Source organism: Cedecea lapagei (genome assembly GCF_900635955.1).
GTDB lineage: Bacteria > Pseudomonadota > Gammaproteobacteria > Enterobacterales > Enterobacteriaceae > Cedecea > Cedecea lapagei.
On record NZ_LR134201.1, the window covers coordinates 3742113 to 3761044 of the forward strand.

The 18932-nt window shown below is 54.4% G+C and carries 17 protein-coding genes; 2 read left to right on the top strand and 15 right to left on the bottom strand.

From position 1 onward, the window contains the following. Position 1: 1 nt before the first annotated feature. The 15 genes from rnhB to rpsB all read right to left on the bottom strand — a co-directional run bounded on the left by rnhB (position 2) and on the right by rpsB (position 15061). Positions 2-598 carry a ribonuclease HII gene (gene rnhB / locus EL098_RS18255; RefSeq protein ID WP_126357492.1) on the bottom strand — a complete coding sequence of 199 codons (597 nt, stop codon included), beginning with the start codon at positions 596-598 and terminating at the stop codon, positions 2-4. Further along, a complete protein-coding gene (lpxB, locus tag EL098_RS18260) occupies positions 595-1743 on the bottom strand; it encodes a lipid-A-disaccharide synthase (protein WP_126357493.1) in 1149 nt (382 codons plus the stop codon). Before lpxB ends, rnhB begins: the two co-directional genes overlap by 4 nt. After that, positions 1744-2532 (bottom strand): acyl-ACP--UDP-N-acetylglucosamine O-acyltransferase, encoded by a 789-nt coding sequence (gene lpxA, locus EL098_RS18265; RefSeq protein ID WP_126357494.1) that lies wholly within the window; start codon positions 2530-2532, stop codon positions 1744-1746. It lies immediately after the preceding gene. A gap of 3 nt (positions 2533-2535) precedes the next feature. Continuing rightward, a complete protein-coding gene (fabZ, locus tag EL098_RS18270; protein ID WP_016534975.1) occupies positions 2536-2991 on the bottom strand; it encodes a 3-hydroxyacyl-ACP dehydratase FabZ in 456 nt (151 codons plus the stop codon). Positions 2992-3139: 148 nt separating this feature from the next. Next, positions 3140-4165, bottom strand: coding sequence for a UDP-3-O-(3-hydroxymyristoyl)glucosamine N-acyltransferase (gene lpxD / locus EL098_RS18275; protein WP_126357495.1), 1026 nt, complete (start codon positions 4163-4165; stop codon positions 3140-3142). 3 nt (positions 4166-4168) lie between these two features. Further along, positions 4169-4669 carry a molecular chaperone Skp gene (gene skp / locus EL098_RS18280; RefSeq protein ID WP_061273709.1) on the bottom strand — a complete coding sequence of 167 codons (501 nt, stop codon included), beginning with the start codon at positions 4667-4669 and terminating at the stop codon, positions 4169-4171. A 123-nt stretch (positions 4670-4792) separates the two neighbouring features. Further along, positions 4793-7198 (bottom strand): outer membrane protein assembly factor BamA, encoded by a 2406-nt coding sequence (gene bamA, locus EL098_RS18285; RefSeq protein ID WP_126357496.1) that lies wholly within the window; start codon positions 7196-7198, stop codon positions 4793-4795. A 33-nt stretch (positions 7199-7231) separates the two neighbouring features. After that, entirely contained in the window at positions 7232-8584 is a 1353-nt protein-coding gene (rseP, locus tag EL098_RS18290; protein WP_126358505.1) for a sigma E protease regulator RseP, read from the bottom strand. Positions 8585-8595: 11 nt separating this feature from the next. Further along, entirely contained in the window at positions 8596-9453 is an 858-nt protein-coding gene (cdsA, locus tag EL098_RS18295) for a phosphatidate cytidylyltransferase (protein ID WP_126357497.1), read from the bottom strand. Between the two features lie 18 nt (positions 9454-9471). After that, complete coding sequence (gene ispU, locus EL098_RS18300; RefSeq protein ID WP_126358506.1) at positions 9472-10224, bottom strand: (2E,6E)-farnesyl-diphosphate-specific ditrans,polycis-undecaprenyl-diphosphate synthase; 753 nt, start codon at positions 10222-10224, stop codon at positions 9472-9474. A gap of 186 nt (positions 10225-10410) precedes the next feature. Next, positions 10411-11610, bottom strand: a complete 1200-nt coding sequence (gene ispC, locus EL098_RS18305; RefSeq protein ID WP_126357498.1) for a 1-deoxy-D-xylulose-5-phosphate reductoisomerase — start codon at positions 11608-11610, stop codon at positions 10411-10413. 169 nt (positions 11611-11779) lie between these two features. Continuing rightward, the gene (frr, locus tag EL098_RS18310; RefSeq protein ID WP_008456929.1) at positions 11780-12337 is read right to left on the bottom strand and encodes a ribosome recycling factor; all 558 of its coding nucleotides are present in this window, start codon (positions 12335-12337) and stop codon (positions 11780-11782) included. Positions 12338-12475: 138 nt separating this feature from the next. Continuing rightward, a complete protein-coding gene (pyrH, locus tag EL098_RS18315; RefSeq protein WP_008456928.1) occupies positions 12476-13201 on the bottom strand; it encodes a UMP kinase in 726 nt (241 codons plus the stop codon). Positions 13202-13348: 147 nt separating this feature from the next. Then, the gene (tsf, locus tag EL098_RS18320; RefSeq protein WP_126357499.1) at positions 13349-14200 is read right to left on the bottom strand and encodes a translation elongation factor Ts; all 852 of its coding nucleotides are present in this window, start codon (positions 14198-14200) and stop codon (positions 13349-13351) included. Positions 14201-14335: 135 nt separating this feature from the next. Continuing rightward, the gene (rpsB, locus tag EL098_RS18325) at positions 14336-15061 is read right to left on the bottom strand and encodes a 30S ribosomal protein S2 (RefSeq protein ID WP_008456923.1); all 726 of its coding nucleotides are present in this window, start codon (positions 15059-15061) and stop codon (positions 14336-14338) included. Positions 15062-15375: 314 nt separating this feature from the next. On the opposite strand from rpsB, the gene map reads away from it, so the two are divergent. Beyond that, positions 15376-16170 carry a type I methionyl aminopeptidase gene (gene map / locus EL098_RS18330; protein WP_126357500.1) on the top strand — a complete coding sequence of 265 codons (795 nt, stop codon included), beginning with the start codon at positions 15376-15378 and terminating at the stop codon, positions 16168-16170. Positions 16171-16234: 64 nt separating this feature from the next. Further along, on the top strand, positions 16235-18907 hold the full coding sequence (gene glnD, locus EL098_RS18335; protein WP_126357501.1) for a bifunctional uridylyltransferase/uridylyl-removing protein GlnD: 2673 nt from the start codon (positions 16235-16237) through the stop codon (positions 18905-18907). Positions 18908-18932 lie beyond the last annotated feature (25 nt).

Below are 18932 nucleotides of genomic sequence, written 5' to 3' on the forward strand. Positions count from 1 at the left end.
CTCAGGACACCAGTCCAAGCGCGCGTTTGACGGGGCCAAAGCTGCGGCGATGGTGCTCGGTCGCCCCGTGCTCGGCCAGCTTCTCGAGATGAAAAGCGGTTGGGTAGCCCTTATGTTGGGCAAAACCGTACTGCGGGAAACTGAGATCCAGCTCGGCCATTTCACGGTCGCGCGTAACTTTGGCAAGTATCGACGCCGCGCTGATTTCCGCCACTCTGCTGTCGCCTTTCACCACCGCCAGCGACGGTACAGGGAGCGCAGGACAGCGATTACCATCAATCAGCACATATTCCGGGGCGATATGCAGACCAGCAACCGCACGCTGCATCGCCAGCATGGTCGCGTGCAGGATATTGATTTTATCAATCTCTTCCGGCTCGGCACGGCCCAGGCTCCAGCTCAGCGCCTTCTCCACTATCTCGTCATACAGCGCCAGGCGGCGTTTTTCAGATAATTTCTTCGAATCCGCCAGCCCAACGATCGGCCTTGCCGGATCGAGGATCACCGCGGCGGTAACCACCGCGCCCACCAAAGGCCCACGGCCCACTTCATCAACGCCAGCGACCAGATGCGTATGGGGATAAACAAACTCTATCATTGGGCAAGCTCCAGCACGGCATCAGCCGCCTGTTTGTCCGCGTTGCAGCGGATCTGCTGATGCAAATCCCGGAAGGTATCGTGCATTTGATGGCTTACCGCGCCGTCTTCCAGCAGCGGCTCCAACGCACAGGCAAGCCCGATCGGCTCACACTCATTTTGCAGCAGCTCTTTAACCAGTTCGCGCCCCGCCAGCAGATTCGGCAGGGAAACGTAGTCGGTTTTCACCAGGCGCTTCGCCAGCCAGAAGGTGAACGGCTTCATGCGGTAGCCGACAACCATCGGGCATTTCGCCAGCATACACTCAAGCGCTGCGGTACCAGAGGCCAGAAGCGCTGCGTCGCTGGCAATCATCGCTTCGCGGGCTTTACCATCCAGCAGATGGACCTGCAGCTCCGGGGCAATTTCAGCCTTAATTTTTTCAAACTGCTCGCGGCGCTTAGCGTTGACCAGCGGCACTACAACTTCCAGCGCCGGCCAGCGCTTGCGCAGCAGCTGAGCGGTTCTCAGGAAGTCCGCGCTGAGCATTTCGACCTCAGCGCCACGGCTGCCGGGCAGCAGCGCAAGGCATTTTGCCTCAGGGGCAATGCCCAGCGTTGCGCGAGCGGCATTTTTATCCGGATCGAGCGGCATGGCATCTGCCATGGTATGCCCGATAAAACGACACGGGACGTTAAACCGGTCGTAAAACGCTTTTTCGAAAGGCAGAAAAGCCAGCACCAGATCGGTCGCTCTGCCAATTTTGAAAACGCGTTTTTGTCGCCATGCCCAGACGGACGGGCTGACGTAGTGGATCGTGCGAATCCCCTGCTTCTTGAGATTGCCTTCAAGGGTAATGTTGAAGTCCGGCGCGTCGATACCGACAAACACATCCGGCTGCAGCTCGGTGAAGCGCCTGGTGAGATCGCTGCGAATGTGCAGCAGGCGGCGTAAGCGGCCAAGCACTTCAACAATGCCCATCACCGCAAGCTCTTCCATCTCATACCAGGCTTCACAGCCTTCAGCCTGCATCAGCGGGCCGGCAACGCCAACGAAGCGCGCATCAGGCACGCGGGCCTTCAGCTCGCGAATCAGCCCGGCACCAAGAATATCGCCGGAAGTTTCTCCGGCGACCAGGGCAATCGTGAGGGGACGATCGGGCTTCATTTAGCGAATCAAACCGCGGGTTGAGCGCGCAAAGAATTCAACAAATGCGTTCACTTCCGGATGCTGAGCTGCAATTTCAGCAATTTCCGGCTTCGCCTCTTCAAGCGTTTTGCCGCTGCGATAGAGGATCTTGTAGGCGTTACGAATTGCATGCAGCGCCTCTTTGCTGAAACCACGACGCTTCAGGCCTTCGATGTTCACGCCAAACGGTGTCGCATGGTTGCCCTGCGCGATAACGTAAGGTGGAACATCCTGTGCTACGCCGGAACAGCCGCCAACCATAACGTGAGCGCCGATGATGCAGAACTGATGCACCGCGGTCATCCCACCGATGATGGCGTGATCCCCAATCTGTACGTGACCTGCGAGCGTTGCGTTGTTCGCCAGGATAACGCGATCGCCAATCTGGCAATCATGCGCAACGTGCGCATTGATCATCAGCAGGTTATCGCTTCCCACCTTCGTTAATCCAGCATCTTGCACCGTACCGCGATGGATGGTGACGCTTTCGCGAATGCGGTTGCGATCGCCAATTTCCACGCGCGTAGGCTCGCCCGCATATTTCAGATCCTGGTTAGCTTCACCGATAGACGCGAACTGGTAAATCTGGTTATCACGGCCAATTTTGGTATGACCGTTTGCGACAACGTGGGATTTCAGTACCGTGCCTTCGCCGATTTCAACGTTTGGACCTACGAGACAAAATGGGCCAATGTGGACGTTGGCGCCAATGACGGCCCCCTCTTCCACGATAGCGGTTGGATGAATAAAGGCGGACTTATCAATCACGTATTATGCCTCCCGGCTGCGTGCGCACATCATTGTTGCTTCGCAGACAATTTTTCCGTCAACGGTTGCAACGCCTTTGAAACGCGTCAAACCACGACGAGTCTTCTCAAAGGTCACTTCCATAACCATCTGGTCACCTGGCACGACAGGACGCTTAAAGCGCGCTTCATCGATACCGGCAAAGTAATACAGCTCGCCCGGCTCAAGTTTACCGACGCTTTTAAACGCCAGAATACCGGTGGCCTGCGCCATGGCTTCCAGGATCAGCACGCCCGGGAAAATCGGTTTGCCAGGGAAGTGGCCCTGGAAAAACGGCTCATTTACAGATACATTTTTTACTGCGCGCAGAAAACGACCTTCTTCAAAATCCAGCACGCGGTCAACCAGCAAGAACGGATAACGGTGCGGCAGAAGCTCTAAAATCTCTTCAATGTGCAGAGTATGAGTGTCAGTTGTCAAAATACTCTTCCTGTCTAAATATTCTAAATGACAATAATAACACGGCCTGCGGCTATCAAAGAAAGCCAGCAGGCCGCAAATCAAAATGCGCGGCTCACGCTTCAGTCCTCAGGGCCCGAAGCACGGCAGCGCAGGGAGCAGGCGACGATCAGTCTTGTTGATTGACCTTACGTTCGACGGCTTTTAAGCGTTTGCTCATCTCATCGATGTTCATCACCAGAGCAGCCGTTTTACGCCACGCCTTATTCGGCTGTAGCGGGATACCCGAGGAGTAGACTCCCGGCTCCGTGATCGGGCGCATCACCATGCCCATACCGGTCACGGTCACCTTGTCACAGATTTCCATATGGCCGTTGATCACGCTGGCGCCACCAATCATGCAGTAGCGGCCAATTTTCAGGCTGCCGGCCATGATAACGCCACCCGCAACCGCGGTATTGTCGCCAATCACAACGTTATGTGCAATCTGGCACTGGTTATCAATGATAACACCATTGCCGATAATCGTGTCATCAAGCGCGCCGCGATCGATGGTCGTACAGGCGCCAATCTCAACGCGATCGCCAATAATCACCCGGCCAAGTTGGGGGATTTTCACCCAGTTGCCGCGATCGTTAGCGTAGCCGAAGCCGTCTGAACCAATCACCGTACTGGATTGAATCAGGCAGCCTGCGCCAATATCGATGTTGTGGTAAATGGAGACATTCGCCCATAAACGGGTACCGGCACCGATTTTGGTATTTTTGCCGATGAAGCAGCCCGCGCCAATAACCACGTTATCGCCAAGCTCAACGCCGGACTCGATAACGGCGTTCGCGCCGACAGAAACATTTTTACCCAGCTTCGCCGTCGCGTCGATCGCCGCACTGGGGGCGATATCGCTGGCTGGCTGAGGCGTAGTATCAAGAATTTGTGCCATACGGGCATAGGTCAGGTAGGGATTCTTCACTACCAGCGCCGCGCTTTTAGCGTAAGGAAGGTCGGCTTCGGTCATCACGACGGCAGAAGCCTGGCAGACGGCCAGTTGTTCACGATAACGAGGGTTAACCATGAAGGTGATATGGCCAGACTGGGCAGTTTGCATAGATGCAACGCCGGTGATGACGATATCGCCATCACCGTGCAACTCTGCATCCAACTGCTGGGCTAATTCAGCCAGTCGAATTGAAGACATTACTTATTTAACCTGTTTCAGTACGTCTGCAGTGATGTCTTTCACGTCGTTACCTGCGTAAGCAACGGTGTTTGCATCAAGAACAACATCATAACCTTTGTCGTCTGCAACTTTCTTCACAGCGGCCTGGATACGAGTGACCAGCTTGCTGCGCTCTTCGTTGGAACGACGGTTGCGATCCTGCTCAAAAGCCTGTGCTTTTTCGGAAAACGACTGGCGCTGTGCCATCACGTCTTTTTCCATTTTGCTGCGATCTGAAGCTTTCATGGTTGAACCATCGCGCTGCAGGCGCTGCATTTTGGATTGCAGATCGTTTTCCATTCCCTGCAGTTCGCCGGCGCGGCCTTTGAACTCATTTTCCAGGGTTTTAGAAACACCGGTGTTTTGTGCGACCTGCTGGAACAGGTTGCCCATGTTGACTACTGCGATGCTGGAGGCAGCCTGAGCGCCGGCTGAAGCAACCATAGCAATCCCGAGACCTGCGGCAACTAACCACTTTTTCACTATAAACTCCTTACCATCCCATAGGTGTCCGAAGACACTGTTTTTTGCGAACACCCGCAAACTGACTAAGCGGTTAACGGGTGTAACGCCTCACTGCTGTTGCGGTCCATCGCACAGAACAGATTACCAGGTTTTACCAATGTTAAACTGGAACTGTTCTGCCTTGTCTCCATCATATTTCTTAAACGGCTGGGCATAAGAGAAGACCAGCGGCCCAAGAGGAGACATCCACTGCAATGCTATACCTGCAGACATACGAATATTACTTGGCGAACTGTAGTCAGGTATACCCGCTGCTCTGGTGTCAGCGGTGTTCTCCCATTTGGTATCCCAAACGGTACCTGCATCAGCAAACAGGGAAGTACGAACAGAGTTCGAGTACTTCTCACTCAGGAACGGCGTCGGGGTAATCAGCTCAAGGCTGGCCACGCCCATGGCGTTACCGCCCACCGCATCGTTCGAGTTACACAGGTTGCCGGTTGTACAGTTACGCTGATTCGGACCATAGTAAGCGGCTTTTGGACCGATGTTGTTCGACTGGAAACCACGCACGGTGCTTGAACCACCGGCATAGAAGTTCTCGTAGAACGGCAGCTCTTTGCCACCCAGACCATCGCCATAACCCCAACGAGTACGACCCAGAACCACCCAGGTGTGATCGTCGTTAATCGGCACGTAGGTCGCCGTATCTAACGTCACTTTGTAGAACTCGTTATCAGAGCCTGGAATGGTTACTTTACCATTCAGGTTGACGCGAGAACCGTCCGTCGGGAAGTAACCACGGTCAAGGTTGTTGTATGTCCAACCATAGTTCAGAGTGAAGTCATCCGCCGAGAAACTGTTGCTGTTGGCGTTCAGAGTTGGGTTCTGGCCCACAGAATCCAGATAACGCCACATCGCTATCTGCGGTTGCATGTTCGACAGATCGTTGTGAACGTAGCCGACACCCAGACGCAGCGTGTTGTATTCGTTAACCGGGAAGCCCAGCGTCGTGTCTACACCGTAGCTCTTGTTGGTGTAGTCGGACAGATCCGCATCATCGGCCTTAAAGTCGTTGTAGAAGATACGGCCGCCGAGGCTAACGCCATCAACGGTGAAGTACGGATCGGTCGCCGACAGTTCCGCGTAGGTCTGGTAGTCGTTTTTGGTGCCGCTGATGCCGACAGAGTAGCCCGTACCCAGCCAGTTATCCTGCTGCACGCCGACCTGGAAGCTCACGCCGCTTTCAGTACCGTAGCCTACACCGAAGTTGAAGCTACCGGTGTTACGCTCTTTAACCTTATAGACAACGTCAACCTGATCCGGGCTGCCGGACACGCGCTGGGTATCCACATCGACGGTCTCGAAGTAGCCCAGACGGTTCAGACGCTCTTTACCGGCGTCTACCAGGTTGCTACCCAGCCATGCCCCTTCCATCTGACGCATTTCGCGACGCAGAACGGAGTCTTTACTGGTGTCGTTACCTTCGAAGCGGATCTTGCGAACGTAGTAACGGTTACCGGAGTCCACGTTAACGTGGAGCTTAACGGTTTTGTCAGCGTCATTAATTTCTGGCTGAGTCTGGACGCGCGGATAGGCGTAACCATAGCGACCCAGCAGCTTCTTAATGTCGTCTTCCATTTTCGTGACTTTGGTGCCGTTATACAGCTCACCCGGCTGCATTTTGGTCAGGCCTTCGATTTCCGCAGAATGGCCTGCCAGATTGCCCTTCACATCCACGCCAGCAATCTTGTACTGCTCGCCTTCGGTGATGTTGATGGTCACGTAAATGCTTTTCTTGTCCGGCGTCAGGCTAACCTGCGTGGAGTCGATGTTGAAACGCGCATAGCCGCGATCCAGATAGTAGCTACGCAGGGTTTCAAGGTCACCCGCCAGCTTCTGTTTCTGGTATTTGCGATCGCCCACAACGTTCCACCACGGCACTTCATCGCGCAGCTGGAAGCGGGAGATCAGCTCATCAGTGGTAAACGCATGGTTACCCACGATGTTGATCTGCTGGATTTTCGCGGAGACGCCTTCCTGGAAGACCAGCTTCAGGTCAACGCGGTTCCGCGGCAGCGGCGTGACGACAGCTTTAACGCTGGCGCTGTATTTACCGACGCTGTAGTAGAAGTCTTCCAGCCCTTTCTCGATGTCGCCCAGCGTCGTACGATCGAGGGATTCACCCACGCGCACGCCGGAGGCTTCAAGGTTCTGCTTGAGCATGTCATCTTTCACCGACTTGTTGCCGGAGAAGGTGATGCTGGCAATCGTCGGGCGCTCTTTAACCTGCACCAGCAGCGTATTGCCATCACGCAGAACACGCACATCTTCAAAGTTGCCGGTGGCGAACAGTGAGCGGATTGTATTACTGATATCCTCGTCAGAGACGGTGTCGCCTACGCGCACCGGCATACTGAGGAGGGCCGCACCGACGGCGACTCGCTGCAGGCCTTCGAAATGAATGTCTTTCACCACGAACCCGTCTGCACCGTATACGGTGGCGCTGCTAAACAGCAGCGACGCTATGAGGAGCTTTTTCATCGCCATCGTTGTTATGCGTTCTTCCTAACCTAATTCTCTCTATAAACGAGAGAAATCATTGAAAAGTGCAAGCCCCATTAATAGCACCAGCAAGATAGAGCCAATGCGATAACTGAAGTCCTGAACTCGCTCGGAAACCGGAGTGCCTTTCAGTTTCTCAACCGCCAAAAAGAGCAGGTGCCCACCGTCCAGGACGGGGAGTGGAAACAGATTAATAATCCCTAAGTTGACGCTGATAAGCGCCAGGAACATCAGGAAGTAGATTAAGCCGTATTCCGCCGACATACCTGCCCCTTGAGCTATGGAGATTGGCCCACTGAGGTTGTTCAGTTTTACATCACCGGTTATTAATTTCCCCAGCATGTTGACCGTCAGCTTCATCAGTTGCCAGGTTTTATCCGTGGCTTCTGCTACAGCGGTAAACGGCCCATACTGACGCACTGTTTTGTACTCATCAGGCAGCGGGATAATCTTCGGTATCACCCCTGCAAACCCTTCAGCCTTCGCTTTACCCGGTTTTGTATCCGGTATCAGCGTCAAAGACAAGGGGCTACCCTGCCTTTCAATCTCTACGGTCAGCGCCTGCCCTGGGTTATCACGCACCAGGTTAACAAACGCGCTCCACTGAAGAAGCGGCTGACCGTTGACTTTAACGATCCTGTCCCCGGCTTGCAAACCGGCCTTACTCGCCGCGGACTGAGGCTGGACTTCATCCAGTACGTTTTCAATCTGCGGACCGCGAGGTCTGAACCCCAGTGATGTTATCGGATCCTGCTTATCAGGCTCAAACTGCCAGTGGCTCAGATCGAGGGTCACATCCCGGGTTTGATTCGTCCCAAACGGGGCATAGGAGACTCGGGCGCTCGCATCGCCAATCTTACCGATTAACGCTAAACGAACAGCATCCCAATCAGGCGTTTCGATGCCATCAATCGCTTTTAGTTCCATACCGGCGCTAATTTGTGCTTCGGCGGCGATAGAGTTGGGGGTTATTTCACCGATCACCGGACGCAGGCTGGGAATGCCAATGATAAACACCAGCCAGTAGGCAAAGATAGCGAAGATAAAGTTAGCGACAGGCCCTGCAGCAATAATGGCCGCTCGCTGAGAAACCGTTTTGTTATTGAACGCCGCATTGCGCATCTCCGGTAACACCGGCTCAACGCGCTCATCCAGCATTTTGACGTAGCCGCCCAGCGGGATCAGCGCAATCACAAACTCGGTTCCCTGACGGTCGGTACGGCGCCATAGCGCCTTACCAAAGCCAATGGAGAAGCGCTCCACGCGAACGCCACAGCGGCGAGCAACCCAAAAATGGCCAAACTCATGCACGGTAATTAAAACACCCAGTGCAACGATAAACGCAGCCAAATTCCAGAGTATGCTCAGCATAAAACCTTCCGTTAAATCGTCCTGAATACCAGAAGCAGCAGACACGCAAACACCGGCACTGCCGCTGTCAGGCTGTCAATACGGTCTAGAATACCACCATGTCCCGGGATAAGGTGACCACTATCTTTAATCCCCGCTTCGCGCTTAAACATGCTCTCGGTTAAATCACCCAGAACGGAGGCCAGCGCGGCAACAATGGAACAGGTTAGCAGAACTGCAGGCGCAACGTTTAAATTAGCCCACATGCCAAACAGCACGGAAATGACGGCTGATGTCGCAAGACCGCCGATAAAGCCCTGCCACGTCTTGCCGGGGGAGACCTTTGGCGCAAGCTTATGCTTACCAAACATTTTCCCGAAGAGATAAGCGCCGGAATCCGCGCCCCACACCAGGAACATCACGTACAACAGCCAGATTGAGCCGCTGTAGTGGTTAATATCGTAATGCCAGCTGCGCAAGGCCACCATGCCCCAGAAGAACGGCACAATGGTCAGCAGACCGAAAATCAGGCGAATCGGTTTAGAATTGCGCCACAGCGCCGCCGAGGCCGGATAGAACAGAACCAGCAACAGCGCGGCCACCCACCAGGCCAGCGAGGCCCACAGGGAGATTTCGATTATCGGCAGGTGCACCGAATGCCGGTACTCCGGCAGCGAAATCAGCATCACCGCGAGCAGCAGACCACACAGAACGGCCAGCCAGACGCGCTGTGAACGCGAGACAAAACCGGCCAGTTGACCCCACTCCCATGCCGCCAGCATACAAATCACCAGCGTAGCAATCGCAAATCCCGGTGGTGGAAGCCAAAACAGCGCCGCGATTACAATGGGAATCATAATAAACGCGGAAATCAGGCGATACTTCAGCAAAAGTGACCCCCAACAGGCTTATTCACCACCAGGTGCTGTGCCACCAAAACGACGCTCTCGGTTTGCAAAAGCATTTAGCGCACCTTCAAAGTCTTGTTCATCGAAATCAGGCCAAAGAACATCGGTAAAATAAAGTTCCGCATAGGCAATCTGCCAGATGAGGAAATTACTGATGCGATGCTCTCCCCCTGTCCTAATTACTAAATCTACGGGAGCCAGTTCATGCATGCAGATCTGCTGACCGAGCAGCTCTTCATCTATCTGATCCGGGCGCAATAAGCCTTCCTGCACCTGCGACGCAAGCTGTCGCACTCCCTGAATAATATCCCAACGCCCGCCATAATTCGCGGCGATATTCAGCGTCAGCCCAGTATTCTCACTGGTTAATGCTTCAGCTTTTTTGATTCGTTCTTGCAGACGGAGGTTAAATCGGCTGGTATCGCCGATGATTCGCAGGCGAACATTATGGCGGTGCAGGCTTTTCACCTCACTGTCTAATGCCCAGACGAACAGCTCCATCAAGGCGGTCACTTCCTGAGCCGGACGGTTCCAGTTCTCGCTGCTAAAAGCGTAAAGCGTCAGCGCATCGATGCCGTGATTCGCTGCAAAGGTGACAGCGCGGCGTACCGATTTTGCTCCCGCTTTATGACCGAAAACCCTCATTTTTCCCTGACGCTTAGCCCAACGGCCATTGCCATCCATAATGATGGCAACATGGCGTGCGCCATGCGGGGTGACGGATTCGCTTAATTGTTGATTAGCAGACAACATAACGCGTAATGATTCCCTGAAAAAAATTAAGCGGTACTCAGGAATACTGAAGCCTGGTGCACAAAAAAGCCGTGTTGTGACACGGCTTTCCACTTAGCGCTCAGTCACATCTGGCGATTAAGTGGCGCAGACTATATCACTGAAGCACAAAGCGAACAAATGGCGGTACTTCGGCCGCATGAATTATCACCGGCTTGCGAGGTGCATCACTTGTTTTTTGGCGATTTCACGAGCGATTGCATCCACACGCAGCACTTCGTCGACGCTTTGCGGTTCGGTTAAATTCATTTGCTCAAGCACGCTGCGGTTTAGCACCGCGATATCGGTAAACCTGACCTGCTGATTCAGGAAGGCCTCAACGACCACTTCATTTGCCGCATTAAGCGCGGTAGTCGCCGCCTGCCCTTGCGCGCTCGCATCGATGGCTAACTTCAGGCATGGATAGCGTTCGAAGTCAGGCTCCATAAAGGTCAGCGAGCCGATTTTGCAGAAATCGAGCGCCGCCACACCGGACTCAACGCGCGCAGGATAGGCCATAGCGTGTGCGATAGGCGTGCGCATATCAGGCGCACCAAGCTGAGCAAGTACGCTGCCGTCACGGTAACGGACCATCGAGTGAATAACCGACTGAGGATGAATCAGCACTTCCATCTGGGCGGCAGAAGCGTTGAACAGCCAACGAGCTTCAATGTATTCGAGACCTTTATTCATCATGGTGGCCGAATCGACGGAAATCTTACGCCCCATCGACCAGTTCGGGTGGCTGCAGGCCTGATCGGGCGTCATCGCCGCGAGGTCCGCGTAAGCCGTATCCCGGAATGGGCCACCCGACCCGGTGAGAATAATCGACGATACGCCGTTATCCTCGAGGCTAGCATATCCCAGGTTTTGCTGAATTGTTTCTGGCAAACTCTGAAAAATAGCGTTGTGTTCGCTGTCAATCGGCAACAATTGCGCTTTGCTGCGCGCAACGGCTTCCATAAACAGACGCCCACAGGTGATCAGCGACTCTTTATTGGCGAGCAGCACCTGCTTGCCCGCAGAAATGGCGGCCAGAGTAGACGGCAAACCTGCCACGCCAACGATAGCCGCCATCACCTGATCCACTTCATTGAGCGACGCGACTTCACAGGCGGCCTGCTCGCCAGCCAGCACCTCGGTTTTACTCCCCTGCTCTTTCAGAGCACGACGAACTTCCGCAGCCGCTGACTCGCTGGCCATCACCGCAAACTTCGGAGAGAACGCCAGACATTGCTCGACCATCTTCCCGACGTTGTTACCCGCCACCAGCGCGGTAACGGCAAATTTTTCAGGATTATGACGAACGACGTTCAGCGTGCTGACGCCAATAGAGCCGGTGGATCCAAGAATAGTGAGCTGCTTCATGAGGTACTCAAGGTCATAAAATGAGGGGTTAATGGCGCATTAGTTTGCGGCGCAAGGCGCCGGTTGTCCATGCCTTTGCTCTGTGTTTTATAAAGCAAAACGCCGCCAGCAAACGCTTCGCGGTACGCGAGGGCTTACTGAACGGCGTATTTTCCACAAAAGCGGTGGATTAGAACTGCATCAGCTCGGTTTCTTTTTCAGACAGAGCCGCATCCACTTTCTTGATAGCGGCATCGGTCAGCTTCTGCACGTCGTCCTGAGAGCGGCGATCGTCATCTTCGCTGATCTCTTTGTCTTTCAACAGGGCTTTAACTTTGTCGTTAGCGTCACGGCGAACGTTACGTACCGCAACACGAGCGCCTTCAGCTTCGCCACGCACAACTTTGATCAGATCTTTACGACGCTCTTCGGTCAGCGGCGGAAGCGGAACGCGGATATCGGTGCCGGCAGAGCTTGGGTTCAGACCGAGGTCAGAAGCCATGATCGCCTTCTCAACCGCCGGGCCCATAGAGCGATCGAACACGTTGATCTTCAGAGTACGGGTATCTTCAACGGTCACGCTTGCCAGCTGGCGCAGCGGCGTTGGCGTACCGTAGTATTCCACTACGATACCGTCCAGCAGGCTTGGAGAAGCGCGGCCGGTACGAATTTTGCTGATCTGGTTTTTAAAAGCTTCGACGCATTTATCCATACGTACTTCAGCATCTTTTCTGATATCGCTAATCACGTTACGAATCCTTGAAAACTGGTTTAAGGCAGACCACGCTTATTCTCTGCAGCAGCGACGCTGCAGGCTAAGTATAGCCCTGTTTAGTCCTGGCTGTAGATAAAGCCAAATCTTACCCTGATTACCGGGCAACTGAAATTATTCAGTAATTAAAGTGCCTTCTTTCTCACCCATTACCACGCGACGCAGCGCACCCGGCTTGTTCATGTTGAACACGCGAATCGGCAGTTTGTGGTCACGGGCAAGCGTGAACGCGGCAAGATCCATCACTTTCAGCTCTTTATCCAGTACTTCACTGTAGGTCAGCTGATCGTACATGGTGGCAGCAGGATCTTTTGCCGGATCGGCGGTAAACACGCCATCCACTTTGGTGGCCTTCAGCACCACGTCTGCTTCAATTTCGATCCCGCGCAGGCAGGCAGCAGAGTCGGTGGTGAAGAACGGGTTACCGGTACCCGCAGACAGAATAACGACGCGGTTAGCACGCAGCAGGCTGATCGCCTCTGCCCAGCTGTAGTTGTCGCAAACGCCATTCAATGGAATAGCGGACATCAGGCGGGCGTTCACATAGGCGCGGTGGAGCGCATCACGCATCGCCAGGCCATTCATGACGGTCGCCAGCATGCCCATGTGGTCGCCCACGACGCGGTTCATGCCGGCTTTCGCCAGGCCTGCGCCACGGAATAAGTTGCCACCGCCGATTACCACCCCGACCTGAATGCCAAGTTCCACCAGCTCTTTAATTTCCTGAGCCATACGGTCCAGAATACTCGCGTCAATACCAAAGCCTTCTGTGCCTTGCAGAGCTTCGCCGCTCAGTTTGAGCAGAATACGTTTGTAGACGGGTTTTGCATTGGTAGCCATGTTTCTTTCCTGAGAACAGTCAACGAATGGGGGAGGGTTAATTCTGGCGACATTCTGTCGCATTTCAGCCCGCTCGCCTAACGGAGCGCTCTGAAACTGTAAGGCTGGATAAAAAGGAACCGCCGGTTGGCGGTTCCTTTTAAACCATTAAGACTGCTTGGACATAGCAGCAACTTCTGCTGCAAAGTCAGTCTCAACTTTCTCGATACCTTCACCCACTTCGAAGCGGATAAAGTTAGTCACGTCAGCGTTGTGCTCTTTCAGCAGCTGAGCAACGGTTTTGCTTGGATCCATCACGAACGGCTGGCCAGTCAGAGAAACTTCACCGGTGAATTTCTTCATGCGGCCTTCAACCATTTTCTCTGCGATTTCTTTCGGCTTACCGGATTGCATCGCGATGTCCAGCTGAACCTGGTACTCTTTCTCTACCACTTCTGCAGACACGTCTTCTGGCTTAACGAACTCAGGCTTGCTTGCAGCAACGTGCATCGCCAGCTGCTTAACCAGCTCTTCATCAGCGCCTTTAGCCGCAACCAGAACGCCGATACGTGCGCCGTGCTGGTAAGAGCCCAGCACTTCGCCTTCCAGGGAAGATACGCGACGGATGTTGATGTTCTCACCGATTTTAGCAACCAGTGCAACGCGCTCTTCTTCGAACTGCGCTTTCAGAACTTCAACGTCGGTGATTTTGCCAGCAACCGCTGCGTCCAGAACCTTGTTAGCAAACGCCTGGAAACCGCCGTCTTTAGCAACGAAGTCAGTCTGGCAGTTAACTTCCAGAATCACGCCGTAGTTGCCGTCGATCTTAGTGATGATCACGCCGTCAGCAGCAACGTTGCCTGCTTTCTTAGCTGCTTTGATCGCACCGGATTTACGCATGTTCTCGATTGCCAGCTCGATGTCGCCGTTGGCTTCGGTCAGCGCTTTTTTACAATCCATCATGCCAGCGCCAGTACGCTCACGCAGCTCTTTTACCAGGGATGCGGTAATTTCAGCCATTCTAAAATCCTCGGAGATGTTGCCTGCCCGGCGCGGTGGCCAGACGGGCTTAAAAGTGAAAAAGGGGCCATAAAAAGGCCCCTAACCAAACGAGATACTACCTGGTTAAATAAGGGCTCTAACGAGCGTGCCTTATTACTCTGCTTCTACGAAGCTTTCTTCCGCCTGGGAAGCCAGATCCTGAGAACGGCCTTCACGAACGGTTGCAGCTACAGCGCCCAGGTACAGGCTAACAGCACGGATAGCATCGTCGTTACCAGGGATAACGAAATCAACACCGTCCGGATCAGAGTTGGTATCAACGATAGCAAATACTGGGATACCCAGGTTGTTTGCTTCTTTGATAGCGATGTGCTCGTGATCGGCATCGATAACAAACAGTGCGTCCGGCAGGCCGCCCATGTCTTTGATACCGCCCAGGCTGTTTTCCAGCTTGTCCAGCTCACGAGTGCGCATCAGCGCTTCTTTCTTAGTCAGCTTGTCGAAAGTACCGTCCTGAGCCTGAGTTTCCAGGTCTTTCAGACGTTTGATGGACTGACGAACGGTTTTCCAGTTAGTCAGCATGCCGCCCAACCAGCGATGGTTCACGAAGAACTGATCGCAGCTGTTAGCAGCGTCTTTCACCGCTTCGCTTGCAGCGCGTTTAGTACCAACGAAAAGGATTTTACCTTTGCGAGAAGAAATCTTGTTCAGTTCAGCCAGAGCTTCGTTGAACATTGGTACAGTTTTCTCAAGGTTGATGATGTGAACTTTGTTACGTGCGCCGAAGATGAAAGGCTTCATTTTCGGGTTCCAGTAACGGGTCTGGTGACCAAAGTGAACACCAGCCTTGAGCATGTCGCGCATGGAAACAGTAGCCATGTTTTAAAACCTCTATATAAAGTATGGGGTTATGCCTCCACGTATCCCATATTGCCGACCCCAAAGGGCACCCCGGAATATGTGTCGATACGTGTGTGTTATTTACACAAAGTGAGCGTATTTGGCTGTACCCGAAAAATCGGAATACAAGTCCGGCGCGCTTTATACCATAAATGGCCGCCAGACTCCAATAGTTGTTGCCGTGATGGCCACTTGATGATTCTCAATTTTGCAGGGAGACGCCCCCCCTGATACCATTACCCCAACTTCCCTGCTCATTTCATGTCGACGTTATCGACATCTGCGGATCTGATATGGCTATCTCAATTAAGACACCTGAAGAAATCGAAAAAATGCGCGTCGCCGGCCGCCTGGCTGCCGAAGTGCTGGAAATGATCGAATCCCATGTCAAACCGGGTATCACTACCGGCGAGCTGGATCGCATCTGTAATGACTATATCGTGAATGAACAGCAGGCCATCTCCGCCTGCCTGGGCTATCACGGTTTTCCAAAATCCGTCTGTATCTCCATCAATGAAGTGGTTTGCCACGGCATCCCGGACGATGAAAAAGCGCTGAAAGACGGCGATATCGTCAACATCGACGTAACCGTGATTAAAGACGAGTACCACGGCGACACCTCAAAGATGTTCATCGTGGGTAAACCAACGATTATTGGCGAGCGCCTGTGCCGCATCACCCAGGAAAGCCTTTACCTGGCGCTGCGCATGGTGAAACCCGGCATCCGCCTGCGCACCCTTGGCGCAGCGATTCAGAAGTTCGTTGAAGCTGAAGGTTTCTCCGTGGTTCGCGAGTACTGCGGCCACGGCATTGGCCGCGTATTCCATGAAGAACCTCAGGTGCTTCACTACGATGCGGACGACGGCGGCGTAGTGCTTCAGCCGGGCATGACCTTCACCATCGAACCGATGGTCAACGCCGGTGATTACCGCATCCGCACCATGAAAGACGGCTGGACGGTGAAAACCAAAGATCGCAGCTTGTCTGCTCAATACGAGCATACTATTGTGGTGACGGAGAACGGCTGCGAAATTATGACGCTGCGTAAGGATGACACCATCCCTGCGGTGATTTCGCATAACGAATGATGCCCTGACGTCTGTCAGCAATCTAAGCCGGCCCTGAGCCGGCTTTTTTTATGGGTAGCGCACAATGAGTCCAGCTTTGCCAGAGCAGTTTGCCAACACCACCGAACCCGAGATTTCCGGCCAGCCGGACTATCCCAACAGCTGGCAGGAAGCCGAACTTAATTGCGCGAACATCAAGTCGCATTTAGAGACTTTCCAGAAATGGTTAGGTACCGCCTTCGACAGCGGCATTTCCGCCGAGCGGCTGATTGAGGCCCGCACCGAATTTATCGATCAGCTTCTGCAGCGGCTGTGGATAGCCTATGGCTTTGCCGATGTGCCGGAAGCCGCGCTGGTTGCCGTCGGCGGCTATGGCCGCGCAGAGCTGCACCCGCTGTCGGATATCGATCTGCTGATCCTGAGCCGCAGGCGGCTGACCGACGCCCAGGCGCAAAAAATCGGCGAGCTGCTGACCCTGCTCTGGGACGTGAAGCTGGAGGTCGGCCACAGCGTTCGTACGCTCGAAGAGTGCCTGCTTGAAGGGCTTTCTGACCTGACGGTCGCGACCAACCTGATCGAATCCCGGCTGTTAATTGGCGATGTTGCCCTGTTCCTTGAGCTCCAGAAGCATATCTTCAGCGAAGGTTTCTGGCCGTCGGCGAAGTTTTTTGCGGCGAAGGTCGAGGAGCAGAGCGAGCGCCACCAGCGCTACCACGGCACCAGCTACAACCTCGAACCCGATATCAAAAGCAGCCCCGGCGGCCTGCGTGATATTCACACGCTACAATGGGTTGCCCGCCGCCACTTTGGCGCGACCTCTATGGGCGAGATGGTAGATTTCGGTTTCTTAACCGAAGCCGAGCGTAAAGAGCTCGACGAATGCCAGCATTTGCTGTGGCGCATTCGCTTTGCCCTGCACCTTGAGGTCAATCGCTACGACAACCGTTTGCTGTTCGACCGCCAGCTCAGCGTGGCCCAGCGCCTGCACTACAGCGGCGAGGGCAACGAGCCGGTCGAACATATGATGAAGGATTTCTACCGCGTTACCCGCCGCGTGGGCGAGCTGAACCAGATGCTGCTGCAGCTGTTCGACGAAGCTATCCTGGCGCTGGACGCCAGCGAAAAACCGCGCCCGCTGGACGATGATTTCCAGCTGCGCGGCACGCTCATCGACCTGCGTGACGAAACGCTGTTTATGCGCGAACCGCAGGCTATCCTGCGGATGTTCTATATGATGGTGCGTAACCGCGATATCACCGGTATCTACTCAACAACCCTGCGTCATTTGCGCCACGCCCGCCGTCATCTGACCCAGCCGCTTTGCTATATTCCGGAAGCTCGCGAGCTGTTTCTGGTGATCCTTCGTCACCCAGGCGCAGTAAGCCGTGCGCTGGTGCCAATGCACCGCCACAGCGTGCTATGGGCCTATATGCCGCAGTGGTCGCATATCGTCGGCCAGATGCAGTTTGACCTGTTCCACGCCTACACCGTGGATGAACACACTATTCGCGTTCTGCAAAAGCTGGAAAGCTTCGCGAAAGAAGAGACGCGCTCGAAGCACCCGCTGTGCGTCGATCTCTGGCCCCGCCTTTCGCACCCGGAGCTGATATTAATCGCAGCCCTGTTCCACGATATCGCCAAAGGGCGAGGCGGCGATCACTCGGTGCTGGGCGCCCAGGACGTGCTCAAATTTGCCGAGCTTCACGGCCTGAACTCCCGGGAAACCCAGCTGGTCGCCTGGCTGGTACGCCAGCATCTGCTGATGTCGGTGACCGCTCAGCGGCGTGATATTCAGGATCCTGAAGTTATCAAGCAGTTCGCCGAAGAGGTGCAGACAGAGAACCGGCTGCGCTATCTGGTCTGCCTGACCGTGGCCGATATCTGCGCCACCAATGAGACGCTGTGGAACAGCTGGAAGCAAAGCCTGCTGCGTGAGCTCTACTTCGCCACCGAGAAGCAGCTGCGCCGCGGAATGCAGAACAGCCCTGATATGCGCGAACGCGTGCGCCACCACCAGCTTCAGGCGCTGGCGTTGCTGCGGATGGACAATATTAATGAAGAAGCCCTGCACCACATCTGGGCCCGCTGCCGTGCGAACTATTTTGTCCGCCATACGCCAAACCAGATAGCCTGGCATGCCCGGCATTTGCTGAAGCACGATCTGAATCAGCCGATGATCCTGCTTAGCCCGCAAGCCACTCGCGGCGGCACGGAGATCTTTATCTGGAGCCCGGACAGGCCTTATCTGTTTGCCGCCGTCTGCGCCGAGCTCGACCGCCGTAACCTCAGCGTTCACGACGCGCAGATCTTTACCACCCGCGACGGTATGGCGATGGACACCTTTATCGTGCTGGAGCCGGACGGCAGCCCGCTGTCGATTGACCGGCATAATATTATTCGCCATAGCCTCGAGCAGGCGATCACCCAGACAACCTGGCAGCCGCCGCAGCCTCGTCGCCAGTCGGCAAAACTACGCCACTTTACCGTGGACACCGAAGTTAACTTCCTGCCAACCCACACCGACAGGCGTACATTCCTTGAGCTGATTGCGCTCGATCAGCCCGGCCTGCTGGCTAGGGTGGGTGAAGTGTTCGCCGACCTCGGTATTTCACTTTATGGGGCGAGAATTACGACAATTGGGGAGCGAGTAGAAGATTTATTTATAATCGCGACCGCAGACCGGCGTGCGCTTAATAATGTGCTCCAGCAGGAAGTGCAGCAACGGTTGACAGCGGCCCTTAATCCAAACGATAAATAACGGTCTTTTATTTTTTACCTTTTTA

Coding starts and splice junctions, on each gene's coding strand:
- pyrH (WP_008456928.1), bottom strand. CDS start 13,201: ATGGCTACCAATGCAAAACCCGTCTACAAACGTATTCTGCTCAAACTG.
- ispU (WP_126358506.1), bottom strand. CDS start 10,224: ATGTTGTCTGCTAATCAACAATTAAGCGAATCCGTCACCCCGCATGGC.
- bamA (WP_126357496.1), bottom strand. CDS start 7,198: ATGGCGATGAAAAAGCTCCTCATAGCGTCGCTGCTGTTTAGCAGCGCC.
- rpsB (WP_008456923.1), bottom strand. CDS start 15,061: ATGGCTACTGTTTCCATGCGCGACATGCTCAAGGCTGGTGTTCACTTT.
- rseP (WP_126358505.1), bottom strand. CDS start 8,584: ATGCTGAGCATACTCTGGAATTTGGCTGCGTTTATCGTTGCACTGGGT.
- map (WP_126357500.1), top strand. CDS start 15,376: ATGGCTATCTCAATTAAGACACCTGAAGAAATCGAAAAAATGCGCGTC.
- rnhB (WP_126357492.1), bottom strand. CDS start 598: ATGATAGAGTTTGTTTATCCCCATACGCATCTGGTCGCTGGCGTTGAT.
- lpxD (WP_126357495.1), bottom strand. CDS start 4,165: ATGTCTTCAATTCGACTGGCTGAATTAGCCCAGCAGTTGGATGCAGAG.
- tsf (WP_126357499.1), bottom strand. CDS start 14,200: ATGGCTGAAATTACCGCATCCCTGGTAAAAGAGCTGCGTGAGCGTACT.
- ispC (WP_126357498.1), bottom strand. CDS start 11,610: ATGAAGCAGCTCACTATTCTTGGATCCACCGGCTCTATTGGCGTCAGC.
- glnD (WP_126357501.1), top strand. CDS start 16,235: ATGAGTCCAGCTTTGCCAGAGCAGTTTGCCAACACCACCGAACCCGAG.
- lpxB (WP_126357493.1), bottom strand. CDS start 1,743: ATGAAGCCCGATCGTCCCCTCACGATTGCCCTGGTCGCCGGAGAAACT.